Raw genomic sequence first — 20,593 nt, 5'->3', positions numbered from 1 at the left:
ACGGTTGCATTTCTTTTGCCCGCTAATCCCTTCTCCGCTCGGTAGGACTCCACAAGTCGCAACGTCTGGAAATATTCTTCTCTGGCGTAACTAATGACATTCTTCAATCTTTTAAGTCCTTTAAACCCCGTTTAAGCATGGATAGCTCGTAGAGGAAACAGGAGAAAACAGCGAAGATCTTTGGTACACCGACCGAGACGGAATGCAAAAAGCGAAACACGCTCTTAAGCGTCCACCTCTGAAATACATCCTGAAAGAACCACTTTGGACGCGGTTTCGCTTTTTGCATGGAGTCGGGCAGTGAATCCCTCAGCGGGTGGGACAAGAATCTGAGCGTTTTCTCCTGTTTCCTCCCCAGCACTACAGCAATAACTCAAGGTCTCTAAATATGCAGCTACGGTGAGGAGAAGAATATTTCCAGACTAGGCTCAGTGCTCCGTCCCTCAGGGAAGCATGGACAGCCCGCTCCGAAGGAATTCGCGGGGAAATGCAAAAGTGGTAGCCGCTTCGACGCATGGGCACGGTTGCATTTCTTTTACCCGCGAATCCCTTCTCCGCTCGGTAGGACTCCACAAGTCGCAACGTCTGGAAATATTCTTCTCTGGCGTAACTAATGAGATTCTTCATTCTTTGAAGTCCTTTAAACCCCGTTTAAGCATAGAAAGCTCGTAGAGGAAACAGGAGAAAACAGCGAAGATCTTTGGTACACCGACCGAGACGGAATGTAAAAAGCGAAACACGCTCTTAAGCGTCCACCTCTGAAATACATCCTGAAAGAACCACTTTGGACGCGGTTTCGCTTTTTGCATGGAGGCGGGCAGTGAATCCCTCAGCGGGTGGGACAAGAAGCTGAGCGTTTTCTCCTGTTTCCTCGCCAACACTACTGCAACAATTCAAGGTCTCTAAATATGCATCTGCGGTGAGGAGAAGAATATTTCCAGACTAGGCTCAGTGCTCCGTCCCGCTGAGGGTTGGGACTGCCCGCTCCGAAGGAATTAGCGGGGAAATGCAAAAGTGGTAGCCGCTACGTCGCATGGGCACGGTTGCATTTCTTTTGCCCGCTAATCCCTTCTCCGCTCGGTAGGACTTCACAAGTCGCTACGTCTGGAAATATTCTTCTCTGGCGTAACTTCTCGCATTCTTCAATGGTTTTAAGTCGTTAAAAGATCGGTAAACAAGGAAAGCTCGTAGAGGAAACAGGAGAAAAAAGCGAAGATCTTAGGGACACCGCCCGAGGCGCAATGAAAAAAGAGAAACAAGCCCTTAGCGTCCACCTCTGAGATCCCCCTTGAATGGACGACTTTGGACGCGGGTTTCGCTTTTTTTATGGAGCCGGGCAGTGAATCCCACAGCGGGTGGACCTAGAATCTGAGCGTTTTCTCCTGTTTCCTCCCCACCACAACAGCTAGACGACCGAATTTTTAGTATCTCTTAACAATGGATATATACACTGAAAAATCCAAAAAATATCTGAAAGACAAATGTAAATTGTTTGACTATTGATGGTCGCCGTGTCTATAATTTGGTTATCTTTGTTAGTAATGTTAACTAACTGTGTGGCGGTGATCGATGACGCGTGCAAGTTCCCAAAAAAACAGGTAACAGCAAACTCGTGAAAAAACTGAATAAAGAAGAAGTATTGCAGCAGGTCGTCTTGCACGGGCAGATTTCCCGCGCGGATATTTCCAAACAGACACAGCTCAGCCGTCCATGTGTTTCTGCCCTCGTAGATGAAATGATCCAGGAAGGACTCCTGCAAGAAGTAGGAATGGGTGATTCCAAAGGCGGCCGCAAGCCGATTTTGTTGGAGTACAACTACCAGGCGTACGCCATTGCTGGCGCGATTTTTGAAGGCTCTACCTTGGATATGGCCATCGCAGATATGAAAGGTGAATTCTTGGCTCGCTATCGAAAACGGCTGGCACAACCAGCGAATGGCGAAACCGTCATCGAAGATTTGGCAGCTGGACTGGATCGTTTGCTACGTGAAAGCGGCATCCCGCGAGAGCGCCTGCTCGGAATGGGCGTCGGTTTGCAAGGGGTCACACAGCGTGGCAGTGGAACCGTCAGCTTTTCACCCAGCACAGGCTGGATGGGTTCACCGATTCAGCAGACCATCGAAGCGCGGCTCGGACTGCCCGTCATTATCGACAATGACGTGAATATGATGACACTGGGCGAGTACGTCCGTGGAGCAGGAGTCGGCCATACCAACGTCGTCTACATGTACGTAGGAACGGGGATTGGGGCCGGGATCATTTTGGATGGACAGTTTTATCGGGGGAGTCGTGAGGCAGCAGGAGAAATCGGCTTCATGATGATCGGCCCGGTACATAATCGACCGAATGGCGCGTCAGGCGTGTTTGAGACGCATTATTCGATTCCGGGCATCCAAGAGCAGGCTAAGGGATTTCTCTCTGACCTTCAGGAAGGGTCGAGTGTCATAGAAGAGCTGATCCGGCACGCCAAACATAATCCAGAAGCAGAGAAGCTTCTTGCAGATGTGTATCGACATTGGGCGTACGGAATGGCGAACATCATCAGTATTTTGAACCCGGAAATATTGATCCTGAGCGGGGAGATGGTCCACGTCGATGGTGAAGGGGTGAAGCAAATTCACGAATGGCTGAGAGAATGGGTGCCCGAGGTGCCTAATCTTGAAAAAGCAAGTCTGGGGGAACGAGCTGGTTTAATTGGTGCTGTCCACAGTGTTTTGGAAGCGTTTCCTTTCACGCGACTGCTTGACAAAGAGTGAGAAGAACAAAAGGGGGAGTTCGTTTTGAAGAAGACAACTAGCAAGCTGAAAACATGGATGAAGGGCGTTTTTGTCAGCTCCTTGGCTCTGACTGTAGCTGCGTGCGGCACTGGAGGACAGGAAGCAAAGCCTGCCGATAACAGCGCTGGCGGCCAATCTGGCACGGCTGCTCAACCTGCTGATTCATCGGGTGACCCACAAAGACTGGTGATTTACACAGGACGGGACAAAAACATTTTTGAAATCGTGTTGCCAAAATTCAAAGAAAAGTACCCGAACATTGAAGTGGAGACACTCGAAATGGGTGCACAACAAATTTTGGAGCGCGTTCGTGCAGAGAAGGCGAACCCGCAGGCTGACTTCTGGTGGGGCGGTACCCAATCTGCTCTAGCAACAGCGGCCAATGAAGATCTGCTGGAGCCATACAAGCCGACTTTTGCAGACAAGGTTCCAGATTTGTACAAAGATTCGCAAGATCGCTGGTACGGCGAAATGCTTTTGCCAGAGGTCATCATGTACAACTCGCAGGTGATGAAGCCAGAAGAAGCGCCGCAAGATTGGGACGAATTGATCGATCCGAAATTCAAAGACAAGATCGTGATCCGAAACGTACTGCCGTCCGGCACAATGCGTACCATTTATTCCGCAATGATCTTCCGTCAAGGGGCGGATACTCCTGAAAAAGGTTTTGAATGGCTGACCAAGCTCGATGCCAATACAAAAGAATACACGCAAGACCCGACAAATCTGTATCTGAAGCTGGATCGTCAAGAGGGCGTCATCTCCTTGTGGAACCTTCAGGACGTTCTGATCCAAAGCAAAAAGAACAACCATCCGTATGACTTCATTTATCCGAAGAGCGGGGCACCGATTCTCGTAGACGGCGTGGCTCTCGTAAAAGGCGCGAAGAACCTGGATGGAGCGAAAAAGTTCATGGAATTCTTGATGAGTCCTGAAATAGCTGCCCAATTGGCGAAGGAACGCTTCCAGTTCCCATCTCGTACAGACATCAGCAAGGACCAGTTGCCAGACTTCATGAAAAATCTCGAGCTGAAGCCAATGGAAATCGATTGGGCTGTCATGGCTGCAAAAGAAAAAGAGTGGATGCAGCATTGGGATGAAAACATCAAGGGGAAAGGCAAGAAGTAAGAAAGATTTTTTCCAAGCAGCTAGGCGGGAAGGCGTTGTCCTTTCCGTCTAGTCACTTATAGAAGTTGTTTGAAAACGGTCGTCAGCTTGAAATGACTTGCGATGAAGGAGGAAACACAACCCGATGAGCAGCGTAACACTTGATCACGTTTACAAAAGGTTTGGTCAGGCAAAAGGGGTCGAAGATGTTCACATTCATATCGAATCTGGAGAGTTTTTTACTTTTCTCGGTCCGAGTGGCTGCGGCAAAACGACTACTCTGCGCATGATTGCCGGCTTTTATTATCCAACGGAAGGCCATATCCGCTTTGGATCACAGGAAGTCACATCTCTTCCTCCCCATAAGCGCAATACCGGGATGGTATTCCAAAACTACGCGTTGTTCCCGCACATGACTGTTTTTGAAAATATCGCGTTTGGCTTGCAGGTTCGGAAAGTGAACAAAACAGATGCAAAAGAGCGTGTAGAACGAATCATGAAGCTGGTCCGTCTGGAAGGCTATGGCGAACGCCGCATTGATCAGCTTTCTGGGGGACAACAACAACGGGTAGCACTGGCACGGGCGCTGGTCATCGAGCCGCAGATTCTGCTGTTGGATGAGCCGCTGTCCAATCTGGATGCGAAGCTTCGTGAAGAGACGCGCTTCGAGATCAAGAGACTCCAGCTGGAGCTGGGGATCACGACGATTTACGTCACGCACGATCAGGCAGAAGCGATGTCGATGTCAGATCGAATCATGGTCATGCAGAGCGGAGAAGTGCAACAGATCGGAACACCGCATGAGATTTACCATCGTCCTGTAAACCGTTTTGTCGCTTCTTTTATCGGCGAGACGAATCTGTGGGAAGGGACAGTTGCAGGGTTTGACGGCGATGAAGTGCTGGTTCGCACGGCTTCTGGACAAATGCTCAGTGGATTGAAGGGAAATGCTTCTCCACGTGCACAGCTGTCAGTTGGGGAGAAAGTAACCATGTCCATTCGTCCTGAATCCGTTCTGGAGAGTACAGGCAACGAGGGACAAAATGTAGTAACAGGCTCTGTTGTCATGTCTGAATTTACAGGGGCGTGTGTCAATTACGTCACGGAGGTAGGAACGGAGAGCCTGCGCAGCATGTCGATCAACCTGGGACGACCGATTAAACAGCGCGGTGATGCTATCGGCCTACATATACCGAAAGAGAGCATTTATTTTGCCGGATAAGGGGGAAGAAGCTTTTGAGAGCAGAGTTGCAACAAGCGCCGACAGCAGCCAGACGAAAGTCCATCACCGCTTCACCCGCCTTCGTCTACGTGCTGGTATCGCCACTCTTTTTAATATTGTTGGCTTATGTCGTTTATCCATTGTTCGAAACGTTCGTTGCGAGTATCAAAATCGATGAGGAAATTACGTGGAAAAACTACATTCGCTTCTTCAGTCTGGAGCATACCGCCAACCTGGAAGCGTTGTGGAACAGTATCTACATATCGGTTCTGAGTGTCATTACGTGCGGAATCGTCGGCGTTACGATGGCGTTTTTATTGGAGCGCTATGAGTTTCCCGGACGAAAAATTCTTTCTGTGCTGGCTTTGGTTCCGATGGCGTTGCCTCCACTCATTGGTGTTCTCTCGTTTACCTTTTTGTACGGAGAAAGCGGAATCGTTCCACGGGCAATCAAAGAGCTGTTCGGGCTTGCCCAGGTTCCTTTCTCGTTAAAAGGAATGTGGGGTGTGGTCGTCGTTCATACGTTTACGATGTACACCTACTTCTTCATGACCGCTACAGCAGCAATCAAGGGACTCGACCCGTCCTTGGAAGAAGCAGCAGCCAGTCTTGGAGCGAATCGCTTTACCGTTTGGCGGCGCATTATTTTGCCGATGCTCACGCCAGCCATGGTCGCGTCTTCTCTGTTGGTTTTCATGATTTCGATGGCTTCTTATACGGCACCGCTCATTTTCGGCATTGACCGGACGATGACGATGCAAATCTATCTGTCTCGCACCAATGGAGATTTGGACATGGCTGCGACACAGTCTACGATTCTTTCGATTGTTTCTGTGGCTTTTCTTTTGATCATGCGTTGGTATCAAGGCGCGCGCAACTACCAGAACTTGAGCAAAGGGGTCAGCGTGCACCGTACTGAGATCAAGAGTAAAGCGGGACGCTACACCACGATTGTGCTGTCTTTTATCGGTACAATCATTCTGATGCTGCCAATTCTCGTATTGGTACTCATTTCCTTCTCAGTGGATGGTACCTGGACGGTGCAAATATTACCTCCTGAGTATACCTTGTCGCATTACATGGATTTGTTCACGGATAGCAAGACATGGCGTCCGATTCTCAACAGCTTGCAGTTGTCTGCTATCGCGGTAGTCGGGATCGTCATTTTCGGTGTAGCTGCGGCATATGCCATGGTTCGCCTCAAGTTTCGCGGGAAAACGCTTCTTGATGTATTGATCATGCTGCCATGGGCATTGCCAGGGACAGTTGTAGCGATCAACCTGATTGCTGCGTTCAGCGAGCCGAATGCATTTAGCTTTGGACAGGTGTTGATCGGAACATTCTGGATTATCCCATTGGCGTATTTTGTCCGACATCTGCCACTTGTGTTTCGCTCTACCAATGCGACCTTGATGCAGATGGACCCATCTGTCGAGGAGGCTGCGCGAAATCTCGGTGCTTCCTGGTGGTACAGCTTCAGACGTGTCGTGTTCCCGATGGCATGGGGGGGAATTCTCGCAGGTACGCTCTTGGCATTCGTCCAGTGTATCGGGGAGTTCGTGGCTTCGATTCTGATCTTCACATCGAAGACAACGCCATTGTCTGTCGCGGTATTCCAACGCATGTACAGTAATGAATTCGGCACCGCTTGCGCCTATGGTGTCTTGCAAATCGTGGTCATCATCATCGTGCTGTTCATCTCCAGAAAACTGACCGGAGATAAAGCGGGAACTGCCGTGTAAAGCTGGATGCCTTCGTCAAAAAGGGGGAGCTTCACGTGGATGTCAGTGAATCGATGGACAAGAAATCACCGATCGTACAGCCGACCAAACTGCCCTGCCCGCCTATTCCCGCATCTGTTCGCACCATGCAGGGGGAACACGGACTGCTCGATCTGTGGAAAGCGATCAAGCCGCTCGCTACTATTGCCAGTGCCATGAATACAGGGGCCCATCCAGACGATGAGCACAGTGCCATGCTTGCTTATTTGGCGCTGGGGAGAGGCGTGTATACCACGAGTGTGATCGCGACGAGAGGGGAAGGCGGCCAAAACGAAATCGGCTGCGAGCAAGGTACCGCGCTGGGGATTATCCGGACGCGTGAGCTGGAAGAAGCCTCCTCTCTTAGCAACGTGACGCTGGGTATCTTAAGCGAAGAGCTGGATGATCCCATTCATGATTTCGGGTTCTCCAAATGCGCCGAAGAAACCTTCCGCAAATGGGGCGAAGAGGTTGTGTATGAGCGATTGATTCGAAAAATCAGGGAGCTGCGCCCCGATGTCGTCATCGCCTGCTTTGAAAATGAACCGACGACACACGGACATCACCGGGCGATTACGTTACTGACACAGCGAGCTTTCCACGAAGCAGCCGATCCACAGATCTTTCCTGCGCATAGGCAGGCTGGACTTTTGCCGTGGCAAATGAAAAAGCTGTATTTGCCTATCATGGACAATGATGATTATCACGTCGCGGTACCCGTCGGGGAATACGACCAAATCTACGGCTCATCCTATGTGCAGCTTGGTGAGCGATCGAGGTTTATGCATAAGACACAGGGGATGGGTGTTCATTACGATGAAGGCCCGACCTACAATTACTACCGCTTGGATGCATCGGTTTTTCCGGCACCGGAAAAAGAGCGCGACTTTTTTTCCGGATTGCCCGTCAGTTTTGCTGATCTGGCGCAGGGTATTGCTGCAAAAGGCGGGAAAGAACTCGCGGAAGTGCTGCACCGTATGCACGATGCGGCAACAGATGTATTGAATGCCTACCCGCGTTTTGCTGAAGTAGCACAAAGGGTTCACCGCATGAAGGCTTTGCTTGCGACTGCACAACAAGAAGTGCGCAAGGCTCCACTTGATGAAGAAACAAAGATGGATTTGATGTATCGGCTAGGACTCAAGGAAGCGCAGCTCAACCGTGCGAGTGCGGAGGCTCTGTCTTTGGTCGTGAAAATCAAGCCGGAGACGGGCGAGTGGGTGGCAGGCCAGACGACAACGGTTACCGTAACGGCGTACAACGGCGGCTCGCTGGAGGTTGAGCATGTGCAACTGCGTATGCGTGTCCCTGCTGGATGGACGGCGAAACCGCTGACCCCAACTGCGTTTCCACGACTTGCTTACAATCAGACGGTGTGCACCGTATTTGAGGTATCGATTCCTGCACAGACGGAGCTGTTCCATCCTTACAAGCCGCCCGTGCTCGATGTCGAGGTGCTCTATTTCGCCTTCGAGACAGCCAGTACAATTCGTGTGGAGCCGGAAAGCCGTGTGGCTGTGCTTCCACCGTATGCGGTGACGCTGACCCCGTCAGATGTCGTGCGAAACACGCTGCATACGGATGAGACGATCCCGGTTAAGGTAACACTGAAACAGTACCGTCCGGGAAGCTCTACAGCCAAGGTCGCTCTCATTGTCCCAGCAGGGTGGACAGCGGAGCCAGCCTTTGTCGATGTTCCGTTTTCTTTTCGCAGCGAGACGAAAACAATCGCTTTTACTGTTCATACCACACCGCAGGTGACGAATGGCAAATATCAGATTAGCGCTACGGTCGTGGGGACAGATGGTGTGACAGAGATAGCACAGGATGTGCAGGTCATTGAATACCCGCATGTCGGTCGCACGTATTTCATCCGGCCCGCTACGCTGACTGTTCAAGCCTTTGATCTGGCCATCCCGAAAAACCAGCGGATCGGCTACGTATCCAGCGGCTTTGACAATATGGATAAATACTTGCCCGCGGTTGGGGTGAATTGCCTCAATCTGGACGCAAACGAAATACAATCGGGCGATTTGTCCCGCTACGACACGATTGTTCTCGGTATTCGTGCATATGGATTCCGTCGCGAATTAATCGAAAGCAACCAGCGTCTTTTGCACTATGTAGAAAACGGCGGAAATCTCGTCGTTCAATATCATAAGCCGGAGGACAAATGGAAGCCGCACTTGGCGCCATACCCCATTTTTATCGGCGAGTCGCTGATCGATTGGCGGGTGACCAATGAGCAATCAGACGTCCGTATGCTGGCCCCTGACCATCCGATGTTCCAGGAGCCAAACGTGATTACCCAAGCGGACTGGGATGGATGGGTGCAGGAGCGCTCCATCTACAATCCTTCTCGCTGGGGGAGCGAGTATACCGAGCTGATTGCGACAAGTGATCCAGGCGAACCGGAGTTCCGCGGCATTTTCCTCACGGCGCACTATGGAAAAGGGACGTACACCTACAGCTCACTTGCCTGGTTCCGCGAGATTCCACAGCTAGTCCCTGGCGCTTTTCGTTTGTTCGTCAACATGATCAGTCAGAAGCAGTAATGCCCCATCCACTCCGGGCCAACGTGGGTCGATCCATGGCTACATCAATGAAATGCAAACGTACAGACCGCCATGATTGATATAGACATCAATCTGAAAATGGAATGGAGGAACGTTCATTGAGTAAGGGGAAACTTGCCAAGCTGTACACGATTACGACTGCTGCGGTGCTGGCCACGAGTCTGATTATGCCGATAGCACCCGAGACCGCCCATGCAGACCGCGGGGTTGTCGACCTGTGGAAAGCCATCAAGCCGCTCACCACGATTGCCAGTGCGATGAACACTGGAGCACATCCGGACGATGAGCACAGTTCAATGCTCGCGTACTTGTCGCTTGGCAAAGGGGTGGACACATCCAGTGTCATTGCGAACCGAGGCGAGGGAGGACAGAACGAGATAGGCAGCGAGCTGGGTAATGCGCTGGGGATTATTCGTACCCGCGAATTGCAGGAAGCTTCCAAAATCACGAACATCCATCTGGAGAACCTCAGTGAAAAAATCGATGACCCTATTTTTGACTTCGGCTTTTCCAAAAGCCCGGATGAAACCTTGCAAAAATGGGGCGAGGATGTCGCGTATGAAAAGCTCATCCGTCGTATCCGGACACTGAGACCCGATGTCGTGATTCCCGCATTTTTGAACGAACCTTCGACTCACGGTCATCATCGCGCCATTAATGTTATTACGGTGCGGGCATTCAAGGATGCCGCAGATCCAAACGTTTTTCCACAGCATGCAAAGGAAGGCTTGGCTCCTTGGCAGGTGAAGAAGCTGTATCTGCCTGCAAAGGAACAGGATTACTCGGTCAAGGTGCCTGTGGGCGACTATGACGAAATTTATGGTGCCTCTTACGTCCAACTCGGCGAAGAATCCCGTTTCATGCATAAGAGCCAGGGCATGGGACGCCACTATGACGAAGGGCCAAGCTTCAATTATTACAAGCTCGATCAATCCATCGTAGAGACAAAAGACAAGGAAGCAGACTTTTTTGAGGGAATTGCCTATTCATTTGACGATTTAGCCAAGGACGTTGCCAGCCAGTCTGGCGGGGAAAAAGTCGCGGGTGAACTGAAAAAGCTGCAAAAGGATGCCGCAGAGGTCATTGCTGCGTACCCAAGCTTTGCGTCAGTAGCCAAGGAAGCGCATGAGATGCTGGCGGATGTGGAAAAAGCGACGGTAGCAGTCGAAGCCTCCTCCCTGGCAACTGACACGAAAACAGACTTGCGCCATCGTTTGGGAGTGAAGAAATCCCAGCTGAACAAAGCGAGTGCCGAAGCGCTCTCGCTCGTAACGAAAGTAAAGCCTGAGACAACTGAACTGGTAGCAGGCCAAACGACAAAAGTAACGGTCACGGCTTACAACGGCGGCCAAGCAAAAGTCGGGAAGATCAATCTCGCGCTAAATGTACCAAAAGGCTGGCAAGCCAAGCCGCAATCGACCACCAGCTTTTCATCGCTCGGCTACAATCAGACAGTGAAGACAACCTTTGATGTCACAGTTCCTTCTGATGCTGCTCTGTTCCAACCGTATGCCGCTCCTGCCATTACAGCAGACGTCAGCTACAGCTTTGCAGGCGCGACGGCGAATAGCCATGTGACACCAGCAGATGCCATTGCAGTTCTTCCATCTTTTTCTATGGTGCTGAGTCCAAATGCGACGGTTTTGAATACGCAGAAGCCGGAGGAGCCAATCCCGGTCAAGGTTACAGTGAAAAACTACAATCCAGGTGCAGCGAAAACAGTCATCTCTCTCGATGTACCAAAAGGCTGGAGCGTGGAGCCACAAGCAGCACCGCTCGCCTTTGAGGCCAAGGGAGAAACGAAGTCCGTTGCCTTTACGATCAAAGCAGACGCTTCGGTCCAACCGGATAAGTATACGGTGACAGCAGTAGCGTCTGGCAGTGGAAAAGAGAGCCGACATGGAGCCCAGGTCATCCGTTACCCGCATATCGGCACGACTTACTTTGTCCAACCAGCGACACTTGCCATCCAGGCATTTGACCTGAAGGTGCCGGAAGGACTGAAGGTCGGTTACGTATCCAGTGGCTTTGACAATATCGATCAGTATTTGTCCCAATTGGGAGTCAATGTGACCAATCTGTCGGCAAAAGACATTGAGTCTGGCGATCTGGATCAATACGATACGATCGTGCTGGGCATTCGCGCTTATGGATTCCGACCTGAGCTGATTCCTTCGAATGCACGCTTGCTCAAATACGTGGAAAACGGCGGAAATCTGGTCGTGCAATACCACAAGCCAGAGGATAAATGGAAGCCGGAGCTGGCTCCTTATCCGATCAAAATCGGTGCTCCGCTGATTCAATGGCGTGTCACAGACGAAACCTCCAAAGTGACAGTATTGGCGTCTGATCATGCATTATTCCATTCGCCAAACAAAATCACGGAGAAAGATTGGGATAACTGGATTCAGGATCGTTCCGCTTACAATCCATCTGAATGGGGCAAGGAATTCACCGAGCTAATCTCGAATGGCGACGAAGGCGAGAAGGAATTTACGGGTACGTACCTCACTGCCAAGTATGGAAAAGGAACATATACCTACAGCTCGCTTGTGTGGTATCGCGAAATTCCGTCACTCGTACCGGGTGCGATCCGATTGTTTGTCAACATGATCAGCCCACAGCAGTAATCATAGTAGAAGGGAAGGCGATCGTTCGGCGGTCGCCTCCCTCCTAAAAGAAAATCAGACGCAAAAATAGAAGCAGCTTACGAATGGGTAGGAAGGAGATGCAAGAAAGATGAATTACAGAGAGCGAATTTTTCAACAGGAGGGAGCCAGTTTCCCTGGCAAGACATACGTGGAGGCGGTTTTGGAGCCTGCATTTAATGAAGCAAAGCACCATTTGCTGCATCCGATGATGGCGATCAACAAGGCACATTTGATCATGCTTCGTGAACAAGAATTGCTCACAGACGATGAGGCCAAAAGAATTGCTGGTGCACTGTGTGGAATCGAAATGGAAGAGCTGCGCCAATCGCATTACACCGGGCAGTTTGAAGATTTGTTCTTTCAGGTAGAGAGCCGTTTGCTGGAACTGGCTCCTGATGTGGCAGGAAATCTGCATCTGGCCCGCAGCCGCAACGATATGGGGATTACCATATACCGCATGGTGCTGCGCGAAAAATTGTTGGTGACCTTGACTTCTGCCCTCTATCTGAAAGAGCATTTGCTCCTCTTTGCAAATGAGCATGTGGATACGATTATGATTGGCTACACACATACACAGCAGGCTCAGCCAACGACAATGGCGCATTACATCATGGCGGCTACTGACATGCTCAGCCGTGATATCAAGCGACTGATTCAAGCCTATCACACGGTCAATCGCTCACCCATGGGGGCAGCGGCATTGACGACTTCTGGCTTTGCGATCAGCCGGGAGCGGATGCGCGAATTGCTCGGATTTGATGAGTTGGTGGAAAATTCTTATGATGCAGTCTGCGGCGCGGATTATTTAGGGGAAGTAGCGACAGCTGTACAATTAGCAGCCATTAATTTGGGGCGTACGGTTCAAGATATGCTGCTCTGGTGCACACAGGAATTCGCGGGGTTAAAAGTCGCAAGTCCGTACGTGCAGATCAGCTCCATCATGCCGCAAAAGCGCAATCCGGTTTCCTTTGAACATATGCGCTCGCTGTTGTCCAGTGCGGCAGGCAATGCGACGACAGTGCTTACGATGATGCACAATACGCCTTTTGGCGATATCGTGGATACCGAGGATGACATGCAGCCATACGCGTGGCGGAGCATGGGAGTGCTCGAGCAGATGTATCGCTTGATGGCGAGTGTTGTGGGGACGATGGAAGTGAACAAGGACGTCCTCTTGGAGCGGGCAAAGGGCAGCTTTGCGACCGTCACTGAGCTCGCGGATACATTGGTGCGCACGGATCAGCTTTCGTTCCGCAAATCTCATCACATCGTGAGTCGTGTGGTAAAAGAAGCGATGAGCGAGCAGCTCGCTGCAAATCAAATCAGCTTGGAGCTGGTAAACCGTGCAGCTATAGAAGTAATCGGGCGGGAGCTGTCGCTCACAGCAGAAGAGCTCAGGCTGGCGCTTGACCCCGTTCATTTCGTAATGATCCGCAAGCTTCCTGGTGGACCAAATCCAGAGGAAATGAAGCGCATGATCGCCGTTCGCCAAGCGGTACTCCAGCAGGAAACAGAATGGCTGACACAGAAAAAGCAGGCGAATGCGAATGTGATGAAAGGGCTTGATCAGATGACAGCTGAATGGAGTGTGGGGTAATGGCAGTGGTGCGAATACCTCTTCTGGCAGTGGACGGAGGGGGCACCAAGTGTCTGGCGGTACTGGTGGACCGCTCCAGAAAGGAAATCGGTGCAGGACGCTCCGGTTCATGCAATTATCAAGGAATCGGGGAGGAAGCGGCAGCTCGTGAGTTGGTTGCAGCAATCAGCCAAGCTCTGGCCGATGCGGTCACTCGTCAAACAGTTGCCCCTTTAATGAACGGCACTCCGACCCCGGATGGACCAATCGAATGGGAAATCGAGTGCGCGGTGTTCGGGATCGCTGGTCTGGATACGGAGTATGATCGACAGGTGATCTCGCGGATGGTAAGCAAGGTGCTGCACCAGCTCGGTATTCGTGTCCAGCAGCTGATTGTGGAAAACGACGGGTTTGCGGCCTTGCTCGGTGCGACCGGAGGCAGCCCCGGCATTCTGGTTATCGCAGGCACTGGCTCGATTGCCTTTGGTGTAAATGATGAACAGGAAACGGCGCGAGCAGGAGGCTGGGGACATCGGGTCGGTGACGAGGGCAGCGGCTACTGGATCGGTAAGCAAGCAATTATGGCGGTATTAAAAGCAGCAGATGGCCGCGGCGAGCCGACTGCATTGAAGGAGCTGCTCCTCCCGCACGTTGGACTGGGACGCGTAGATGAGTTATTTAACTGGACGTACAGTGAGCATTATTCCGTCGAGAAGGTAGGAGAGCTATCGCCGCTAGTCAGCCAGGCTGCACTCGCCGGAGATAAGGTGGCAGTTGCTATCTTGCAGGTTGCAGGCGAAGAGCTTTTCAATGCTGCTCGGGCGGTCATTGATACGTTGCAAATGAAAGCCAAGCCGTTTCAGATGATTATGCAGGGAGGCGTTTTGCAAAACGATGATCGCGTGCGAGAGATCGTCGTAGAGCACGTCCGAGAGTACGCTTCTCAGGTCGTCATCGAAAATGCGCAAAACGATCCGATTTACGGTGTCATAGCAAAAGGATTGGCTTATCTAGAACGCCAATCGGGCGGCGAGTGAGGTGTCAGAAATGAAAAAAGTAATGGTCGTTTTCCCCCATCCGGACGATGAGTCTTTTGCCTGCGGGGGAACGTTGGCAAAGTGCAAGGACGCCGGACATGAAACGTGTTATTTGTGCATTACCTCCGGCTGCAAAGGACGCAGCGGTCCATTCGAAATCGATTGTAGAGAAAAGCTGGCAAAACATCGAGAGCTAGAGCTGAAAACAGCGGCGGAAGTGCTGGGAATCAGTCGTCTCGAATTGTTCCGGTACCCGGATGGTTCCTTGCAAAATGCCGATCTGGATGAGCTGGTAGATAAGATTCGGGAAGCGATAGAAGAATGGAAGCCGAATGTCGTTGTTACGTTTCCGCCGGACGGGGTAACGGGCCATCCCGATCATATCGTCACGTGCGAGGCAACGACACGAGCCGTCAAACAAGCGGAAGCGAGCTTGACGCAGGCAGAATATCCTGATCTGTACTATGTTTCGATCCCGCACTACTACGATCATTGCCCGGATCATGGTCCAAAGCCAGCGGTTCCGATTACAGGCAAGGTCGATATTTCGGGCTATCGGATACAAAAAGGAGAGGCGCTGAAGGCTCACTTAAGTCAGGAGTATTCCGTGAATCGCGCTTATCCGGGTGTGATCGATGGGGACTTTGGTGTCATTGGCTGCTATGAGTACTTTACATTGGTGCGCTCGGCGGGCAAGGCGATCGAGCCCGTTAGTGTGGGTGGGAGTATTCCTCTCATTGACCTGTAATCTAAAAAGTAGAAAGGGCTGACCAGCATGATTTTTGCTAGTCAGCCTTTTTCATTGGATAGCCCATCAGTCGGATTGTTTTGCCCTGCTAGATTTGCTTACAATGTTATCAGAAGCAATTGGAAATCAAAGGGAGAGAAGACATGTCACACAGAGTCTATGTTTATAACGTCAGTGAGCCTTCTCAAGCGCAAGACAACGACACGATGATGGTGGAATGGGGCTATGAAGTCCCCCTACTCTTGCAACCGCTCTTCATAGAAGGTGGTTCAATCGCCGGAAATAATTACAACAACCATACCGAACCGGACAATTCCGGACTCTATTACGACGCGCAGGCAGGCATCGAAAACGTGAAGCGATTCTACGATTTCCTGGAGAGACAGGAAGGGTTAATCGGTAACAAAGAAGCATTTTCGGAAGCGAGAAATCAGCTTTTCAGCTATCTGGAAAAACGAACGCTTCCGTATTTTCACATCGATGCTTGGGACGTATTCAATATGGATGACATCCCTCATGACGAGCAGGCGGAAACCCTGCGCGCCAATATTGCCCATAACAACGAGATCATGACAAAGGCAATGGACAACGATGACATCTCACTGCTGAACTACTCCGAATTGATGGACGTGAACCCGGGCTTTCGTTCTTTTGCCGAGCTGCTCAATTATGAAGACTACCAATACGGCTGGGGACACATCTGGCAGCCTTATGAAGAACAACCTGACGTGGAGATTTTTGAGGAAGCTGGCTTGCTAGGTCTCAAAGACGCAGAGGGAAACGTATTGCTCGCCCCTCAGTTCGATGCCTTTTACGATTTCGCTTCCGAAGATCTCGCCGTGGTTGCCCGAGATGGCAAATACGGCTATGTACATAAATCCGGGAGAATCGTCATTCCATTAGAGTGGGAGGATGCCTACGATTTTGAATACGGCTCTGCTTGTGCCATTGTCAAACGAAATGGTCGATATGGTCTGATCAATCTGGAAGGCCAAACGATTGTCCCTATCCACTATGAAGAGCTAGAACTGCTTGATTACCAAGGATTTCATACGGCAAAGAAAGACGGAAAGTGGGGCGTTCTGGACGAATCTGGTTCTGTAACGATAGATTTTGAGCATGAAGAAGCTTTCAAGTGCGGAGACGGCTTTTACCATACGGCAGTCAAAGGCAGGAAGAATCGGAAAATCTTTAACGAATATTGGAAATACGTCGGGGAATTCCCTCTGGCGGCGGTGGAACGGATCGACGAAGGGCTTATCCTCGTCAAACCACACAAGGGTGCAAGTCATAGCACCTTATACAAAAAAGATGGCACTGTCGGAGCATCCGGCTTCGATAAATTGAATCGGCAAACCCATTTTCCGAATCTGCTCGTTCTGCGCAAGGGGAAGAAGTACGCCGCTTATGGCAAGCAGCAGGAGAGCCTTTTGCTGCCGTACGAATATGATGAACTGATTGATTTACAGGTGTACACGGAGGCTGGACAGGGCAATCAGGTGCTGGCGAAAAAAGATGGAAAGCTAGGCGTTTTTCATGGGGATGCCGATCAACCAGCTTGGTTATTCCCCTTAGACGATTATGAGAACATTTTTTGGCTGCATCAGGATGCGTATGCTTTGAAGAGAAATGGATTATGGAGCATTGCCTTATCGCCGGAAAAGCGATGGAGTGATTTCGAATTCGATCTGGTGGTGAAAAAGGCACTGGTCGAGGGTTTTGCTTATGCCTTCAAGGGTCACGACGTTTATTTAGTAAGCGAGTACGGCCTGTCGAGGGCAGATAAAACGCTTGTTCTGGAGGAAGCCTGCGATCGTTATTACAGCTATTATTTTGATGCCGAGGTTCGCAAGCGACTGCTGGACTATGCCAAAGGGGAGCAATCCGATGGTGACAGCATAGATCAGTACACGCCGGTGGAAACGTTGTACAACCTGGGCATGGAAGCGTATGAAGCAGGTGATTATGAGAAAGCCATTCTGTACGATACGCATGCTGCTAAAAAGGGCTATGCCCCCTCCATGAACAACCTTGCTCATATGTACTACAGTCTAGAAGGCTTCGAGGATGCTGATAAAGCTTTTTACTGGTATGAATTAGGGGCTGCGGCAGGCAACCACCATGCTATGAATGGATTAGGCTGTTGCTATCGACACGGGATAGGCACGGAGCCTGATGCCGATCAGGCTATGTACTGGATGGGCAAGGCGGCAGAACACGGTCATGCGCTGGCTCACAACAATCTTGGCGCCACCTATTATGACGGGGAGCTGGTGCCGCAAGATTTGGACAAAGCTCTCTGGCATTATGAACAGGGAGAGGTATTAGGCTCTCCGGTTTTTGAATGGCTTGGCTATTTGCATGATTCAAAAGGGAATTATGAAAAGGCGCTGCATTATTATCAGCAGGATTACGAAGCAGGCAGCGATTTCAGTGCCTATAATTTGGGGATTTTCTACAGTAATGGGTATGGTACAGCCAAAAATATCGACGCCGCCATCACATATTTTCATGCTGCTTTGGAAAGAGATTACCCGCATGCGCATATCGAGCTGGCAAGGATTTACCAGAATGAAGCGCAATATGTGGACGAGCTTCTGGCGAAACATCACCTCGAAGAAGCAGAAAAGGCAGGTCTTGATATCCCTGAGGAGCTCACACAATCGTAGAAAAAGCAAAAAGCGGATCGACAGGAAAAGTCGTCGGTCCGCTTCCAACTAACCAGCATGCTAAACAACGGCTTCCACTTCAATTTCAACGAGTAGACGCGGGTCAATCAATGCCTTGACCTCAACCATCGTAGCGACTGGCTGAATCTCGCGGAAAAACTCTCCATGTGCTTTTCCGATCTCTTCCCACTTGCTGATATCCGTTACAAACATCCGCGTTCTTACCACATGAGACAAATCAGCATCTAGTTCTCGCAATGCTTTTTCAATCGTCTCCAGGATGAACCGCGTTTGTACATAGGCATCGTCCAAACCAACGACTTCCCCGTCCTTCATGGCAGTGGTGCCAGCCACTTCAATACGGTCGCCGACTCGAATTGCGCGGCAATAGCCCACGACAGGTTCCCAAGGCGAACCCGTGAACACTTTCTTTCGATTCATAGGAGAATGCCCCTCTCTTTTCCGCAATAATAGGAATATACTACAAAAAAGAAGGGGAGTGGAGCGGATGATGGATTTTTTTCTCACCCTTTTTTCCAAGTACAAGTGCTTGATCCACACTGCGTTTGGTCATGAAGGATACATACGCGTGGTAAACAAGCTAAGTGCTCATGGCATTCGTTTTCGCACACGCATTCATTCTCATGCAGTTCGTCATTTAGGGGGAGACATGGGGATGTTGCCCCAAGAACAAGATCATAAGCAGTATGATATTTACGTGGCAAAAGAAGACGAACACCAGGCACATTTAGCGATTCATTCCCGTTGATGGGTGCCTATACGATATAATAATTGGGATTGGTAAGAAAATGGTACAAACGAGGAGGAACCAGCATGTCCGTACTAGAGGCACTCAAAAGCAGAAGAGCCGTGCGTAACTATATTCCAAAAGAAGTAGAAACTGAAAAAATCCAAGCGTTGCTAGATTGCGCAGTGCTAGCCCCGAACGACCGCTTGCGTCAACCGTGGCATTTCTACGTGATCAGAGGAGAAGCGAAGCTGCGGTTCAAGGAAATCGCGAAGGAATTTTTGCTGGAGCGTTTTCCAACCAAGCCGAATCTCGTGCAGGATTCCTTGGCTGTTCTGGAAAAAACACCGCTCGTCATTGTTGCCACCGCTGATGTGATCCCAGGGGACGAAGCATCCTCAGAGGATAATGAATACGCGGTTTGCTGCGCGATTCACTCCATGTGGCTGGCAGCGAAGGAACTGGGACTGGGCATGGTTTGGCGCACGAGAGGAGTCGGCTTGGTTCGCGACGAGCGCTTGCTGCAATTCCTTGGATCGCCCGAAAATAAAAAGGTCGTAGGCACGCTGTTCATTGGCTACCCCGAGGCAGATGCTCCGGAGAGCAGTCGGGTAGCAGCGGTAGAAAAGACGACCTGGCTGTAAAATGACACCCAACGGATGATGATTCATTGAACAGATGCTTTGTTTGTAATTATAATGAACTGCTTGAACCTCCATACGATGAAAGGGGTATACCCTCCGATGAAATATGTCCATGCTGTGGATTTCACTATGGTTATGATGACGATGATGTAACTGATAAGGAGTCTGTTTACAAAGCATGGAGAGATAACTGGATTCGTAATGGATGTATTTGGTTTTCAAAAGGAAGATGTCCTCAAGAAGGTTGGAATCCTGCTGAACAACTGAAAAGCATTTCCAAAAAAGAGTGAATCACTTTGCAACTAAGCCTCCTCATGGACGTATAAATGGGAAAGGTTACACCGTACATATCGAGGGGAGTTGTTTCATCAATGTTTGGAAAGCTTGCAGCAGACGCGCTCGGCTTGAGTAATGTGGGAATTGTGGTAAAACCAGCGGATTACGACAAGGTGGACGCTGATGATTACATCATGCATGAGGACCATGAGAAAATCTATTTTTTGATCAAATCAAAGTCCGACGAGTATTGCTTCACCAATCTGGGTCTAGTTCATCTGGATGGAACGAGTGCCACCAGTAAAAAACGCATGCTGCGCCGCTATTCCTACCATACACACCCGATCTCTAACGTGTATCTGGAAACAGCCGGAACCGTCGATTTGGATGTAGAAATCAAGTTCACGATGGGCAATGAGCACTACTCGATCGATGTAAACAAAAAGCATTTGGAGGAATTAAAAGACCTCTACAAAGCACTTGTGAAGATCTCCTCGACTATGCACGATAACGAACTTGCGCTCCAACATGCAAAAGAAAGCCTCCACGTCGCCCAAAGCACACTGAGTCGCGTAACTGGACAACAAGCAGACGTAGCTTCACAATTCAAGTCCATCAACCAATACACCTTCGATTGGCTGGAGGACATCCGATACAAGTATGTCGTGAAAGACTTTGGTAAAGTCTTTGAAAAATACATTCATAACTAAACAGTAGCAACTAAGAGAAAAGAGCCTCTTTAAAGAGGCTCTTTTTGTATTCAAGCGAAATCTTCGGCAAGCCCCACTCCCAAAGCAGTTCGA

The 20,593-nt window shown here is 50.2% G+C and carries 14 protein-coding genes; 13 read left to right on the top strand and 1 reads right to left on the bottom strand.

What is annotated here, in order from left to right; genetic code table 11:
• Window positions 1–1,576: 1,576 nt before the first annotated feature.
• The 10 genes from BBR47_RS22685 (at window position 1,577) to BBR47_RS22640 (ending at window position 18,122) form a co-directional block, all read left to right on the top strand.
• Window positions 1,577–2,755 (top strand): ROK family protein, encoded by a 1,179-nt coding sequence (locus BBR47_RS22685; protein WP_015892770.1) that lies wholly within the window; start codon window positions 1,577–1,579, stop codon window positions 2,753–2,755.
• Between the two features lie 24 nt (window positions 2,756–2,779).
• The gene (locus tag BBR47_RS22680; RefSeq protein ID WP_041749587.1) at window positions 2,780–3,904 is read left to right on the top strand and encodes an extracellular solute-binding protein; all 1,125 of its coding nucleotides are present in this window, start codon (window positions 2,780–2,782) and stop codon (window positions 3,902–3,904) included.
• Window positions 3,905–4,028: 124 nt separating this feature from the next.
• A complete protein-coding gene (locus BBR47_RS22675; RefSeq protein ID WP_015892768.1) occupies window positions 4,029–5,105 on the top strand; it encodes an ABC transporter ATP-binding protein in 1,077 nt (358 codons plus the stop codon).
• A gap of 14 nt (window positions 5,106–5,119) precedes the next feature.
• A complete protein-coding gene (locus BBR47_RS22670; protein ID WP_015892767.1) occupies window positions 5,120–6,847 on the top strand; it encodes an ABC transporter permease in 1,728 nt (575 codons plus the stop codon).
• 53 nt (window positions 6,848–6,900) lie between these two features.
• Window positions 6,901–9,420 (top strand): PIG-L family deacetylase, encoded by a 2,520-nt coding sequence (locus BBR47_RS22665; protein WP_015892766.1) that lies wholly within the window; start codon window positions 6,901–6,903, stop codon window positions 9,418–9,420.
• Between the two features lie 119 nt (window positions 9,421–9,539).
• The gene (locus tag BBR47_RS22660; protein ID WP_081437267.1) at window positions 9,540–12,071 is read left to right on the top strand and encodes an NEW3 domain-containing protein; all 2,532 of its coding nucleotides are present in this window, start codon (window positions 9,540–9,542) and stop codon (window positions 12,069–12,071) included.
• Between the two features lie 109 nt (window positions 12,072–12,180).
• A complete protein-coding gene (argH, locus tag BBR47_RS22655; protein WP_015892764.1) occupies window positions 12,181–13,689 on the top strand; it encodes an argininosuccinate lyase in 1,509 nt (502 codons plus the stop codon).
• The gene (locus BBR47_RS22650) at window positions 13,689–14,705 is read left to right on the top strand and encodes an N-acetylglucosamine kinase (protein ID WP_015892763.1); all 1,017 of its coding nucleotides are present in this window, start codon (window positions 13,689–13,691) and stop codon (window positions 14,703–14,705) included. Before argH ends, BBR47_RS22650 begins: the two co-directional genes overlap by 1 nt.
• 10 nt (window positions 14,706–14,715) lie before the next feature.
• Window positions 14,716–15,453, top strand: a complete 738-nt coding sequence (locus BBR47_RS22645) for a PIG-L deacetylase family protein (protein ID WP_015892762.1) — start codon at window positions 14,716–14,718, stop codon at window positions 15,451–15,453.
• Window positions 15,454–15,596: 143 nt separating this feature from the next.
• A complete protein-coding gene (locus BBR47_RS22640; RefSeq protein ID WP_015892761.1) occupies window positions 15,597–18,122 on the top strand; it encodes an SEL1-like repeat protein in 2,526 nt (841 codons plus the stop codon).
• Between the two features lie 60 nt (window positions 18,123–18,182).
• Here BBR47_RS22640 and BBR47_RS22635 read toward each other — a convergent pair whose 3' ends face one another.
• Window positions 18,183–18,563 (bottom strand): RidA family protein, encoded by a 381-nt coding sequence (locus BBR47_RS22635; protein WP_015892760.1) that lies wholly within the window; start codon window positions 18,561–18,563, stop codon window positions 18,183–18,185.
• Between the two features lie 67 nt (window positions 18,564–18,630).
• On the opposite strand from BBR47_RS22635, the gene BBR47_RS22630 reads away from it, so the two are divergent.
• The 3 genes from BBR47_RS22630 (at window position 18,631) to BBR47_RS22620 (ending at window position 20,500) form a co-directional block, all read left to right on the top strand.
• Window positions 18,631–18,891, top strand: a complete 261-nt coding sequence (locus BBR47_RS22630) for a hypothetical protein (protein ID WP_231850509.1) — start codon at window positions 18,631–18,633, stop codon at window positions 18,889–18,891.
• A 65-nt stretch (window positions 18,892–18,956) separates the two neighbouring features.
• A complete protein-coding gene (locus BBR47_RS22625; RefSeq protein ID WP_015892758.1) occupies window positions 18,957–19,514 on the top strand; it encodes a nitroreductase family protein in 558 nt (185 codons plus the stop codon).
• Window positions 19,515–19,885: 371 nt separating this feature from the next.
• Window positions 19,886–20,500: a PH domain-containing protein gene (locus BBR47_RS22620; RefSeq protein WP_015892756.1), complete on the top strand. Its 615-nt coding sequence runs from the start codon at window positions 19,886–19,888 to the stop codon at window positions 20,498–20,500.
• Window positions 20,501–20,593: the final 93 nt, after the last annotated feature.

It is taken from the genome of Brevibacillus brevis NBRC 100599, assembly GCF_000010165.1.
Classification (GTDB): Bacteria; Bacillota; Bacilli; order Brevibacillales; family Brevibacillaceae; genus Brevibacillus; species Brevibacillus brevis_D.
This window is presented reverse-complemented; position numbering and strand designations above follow the sequence as displayed.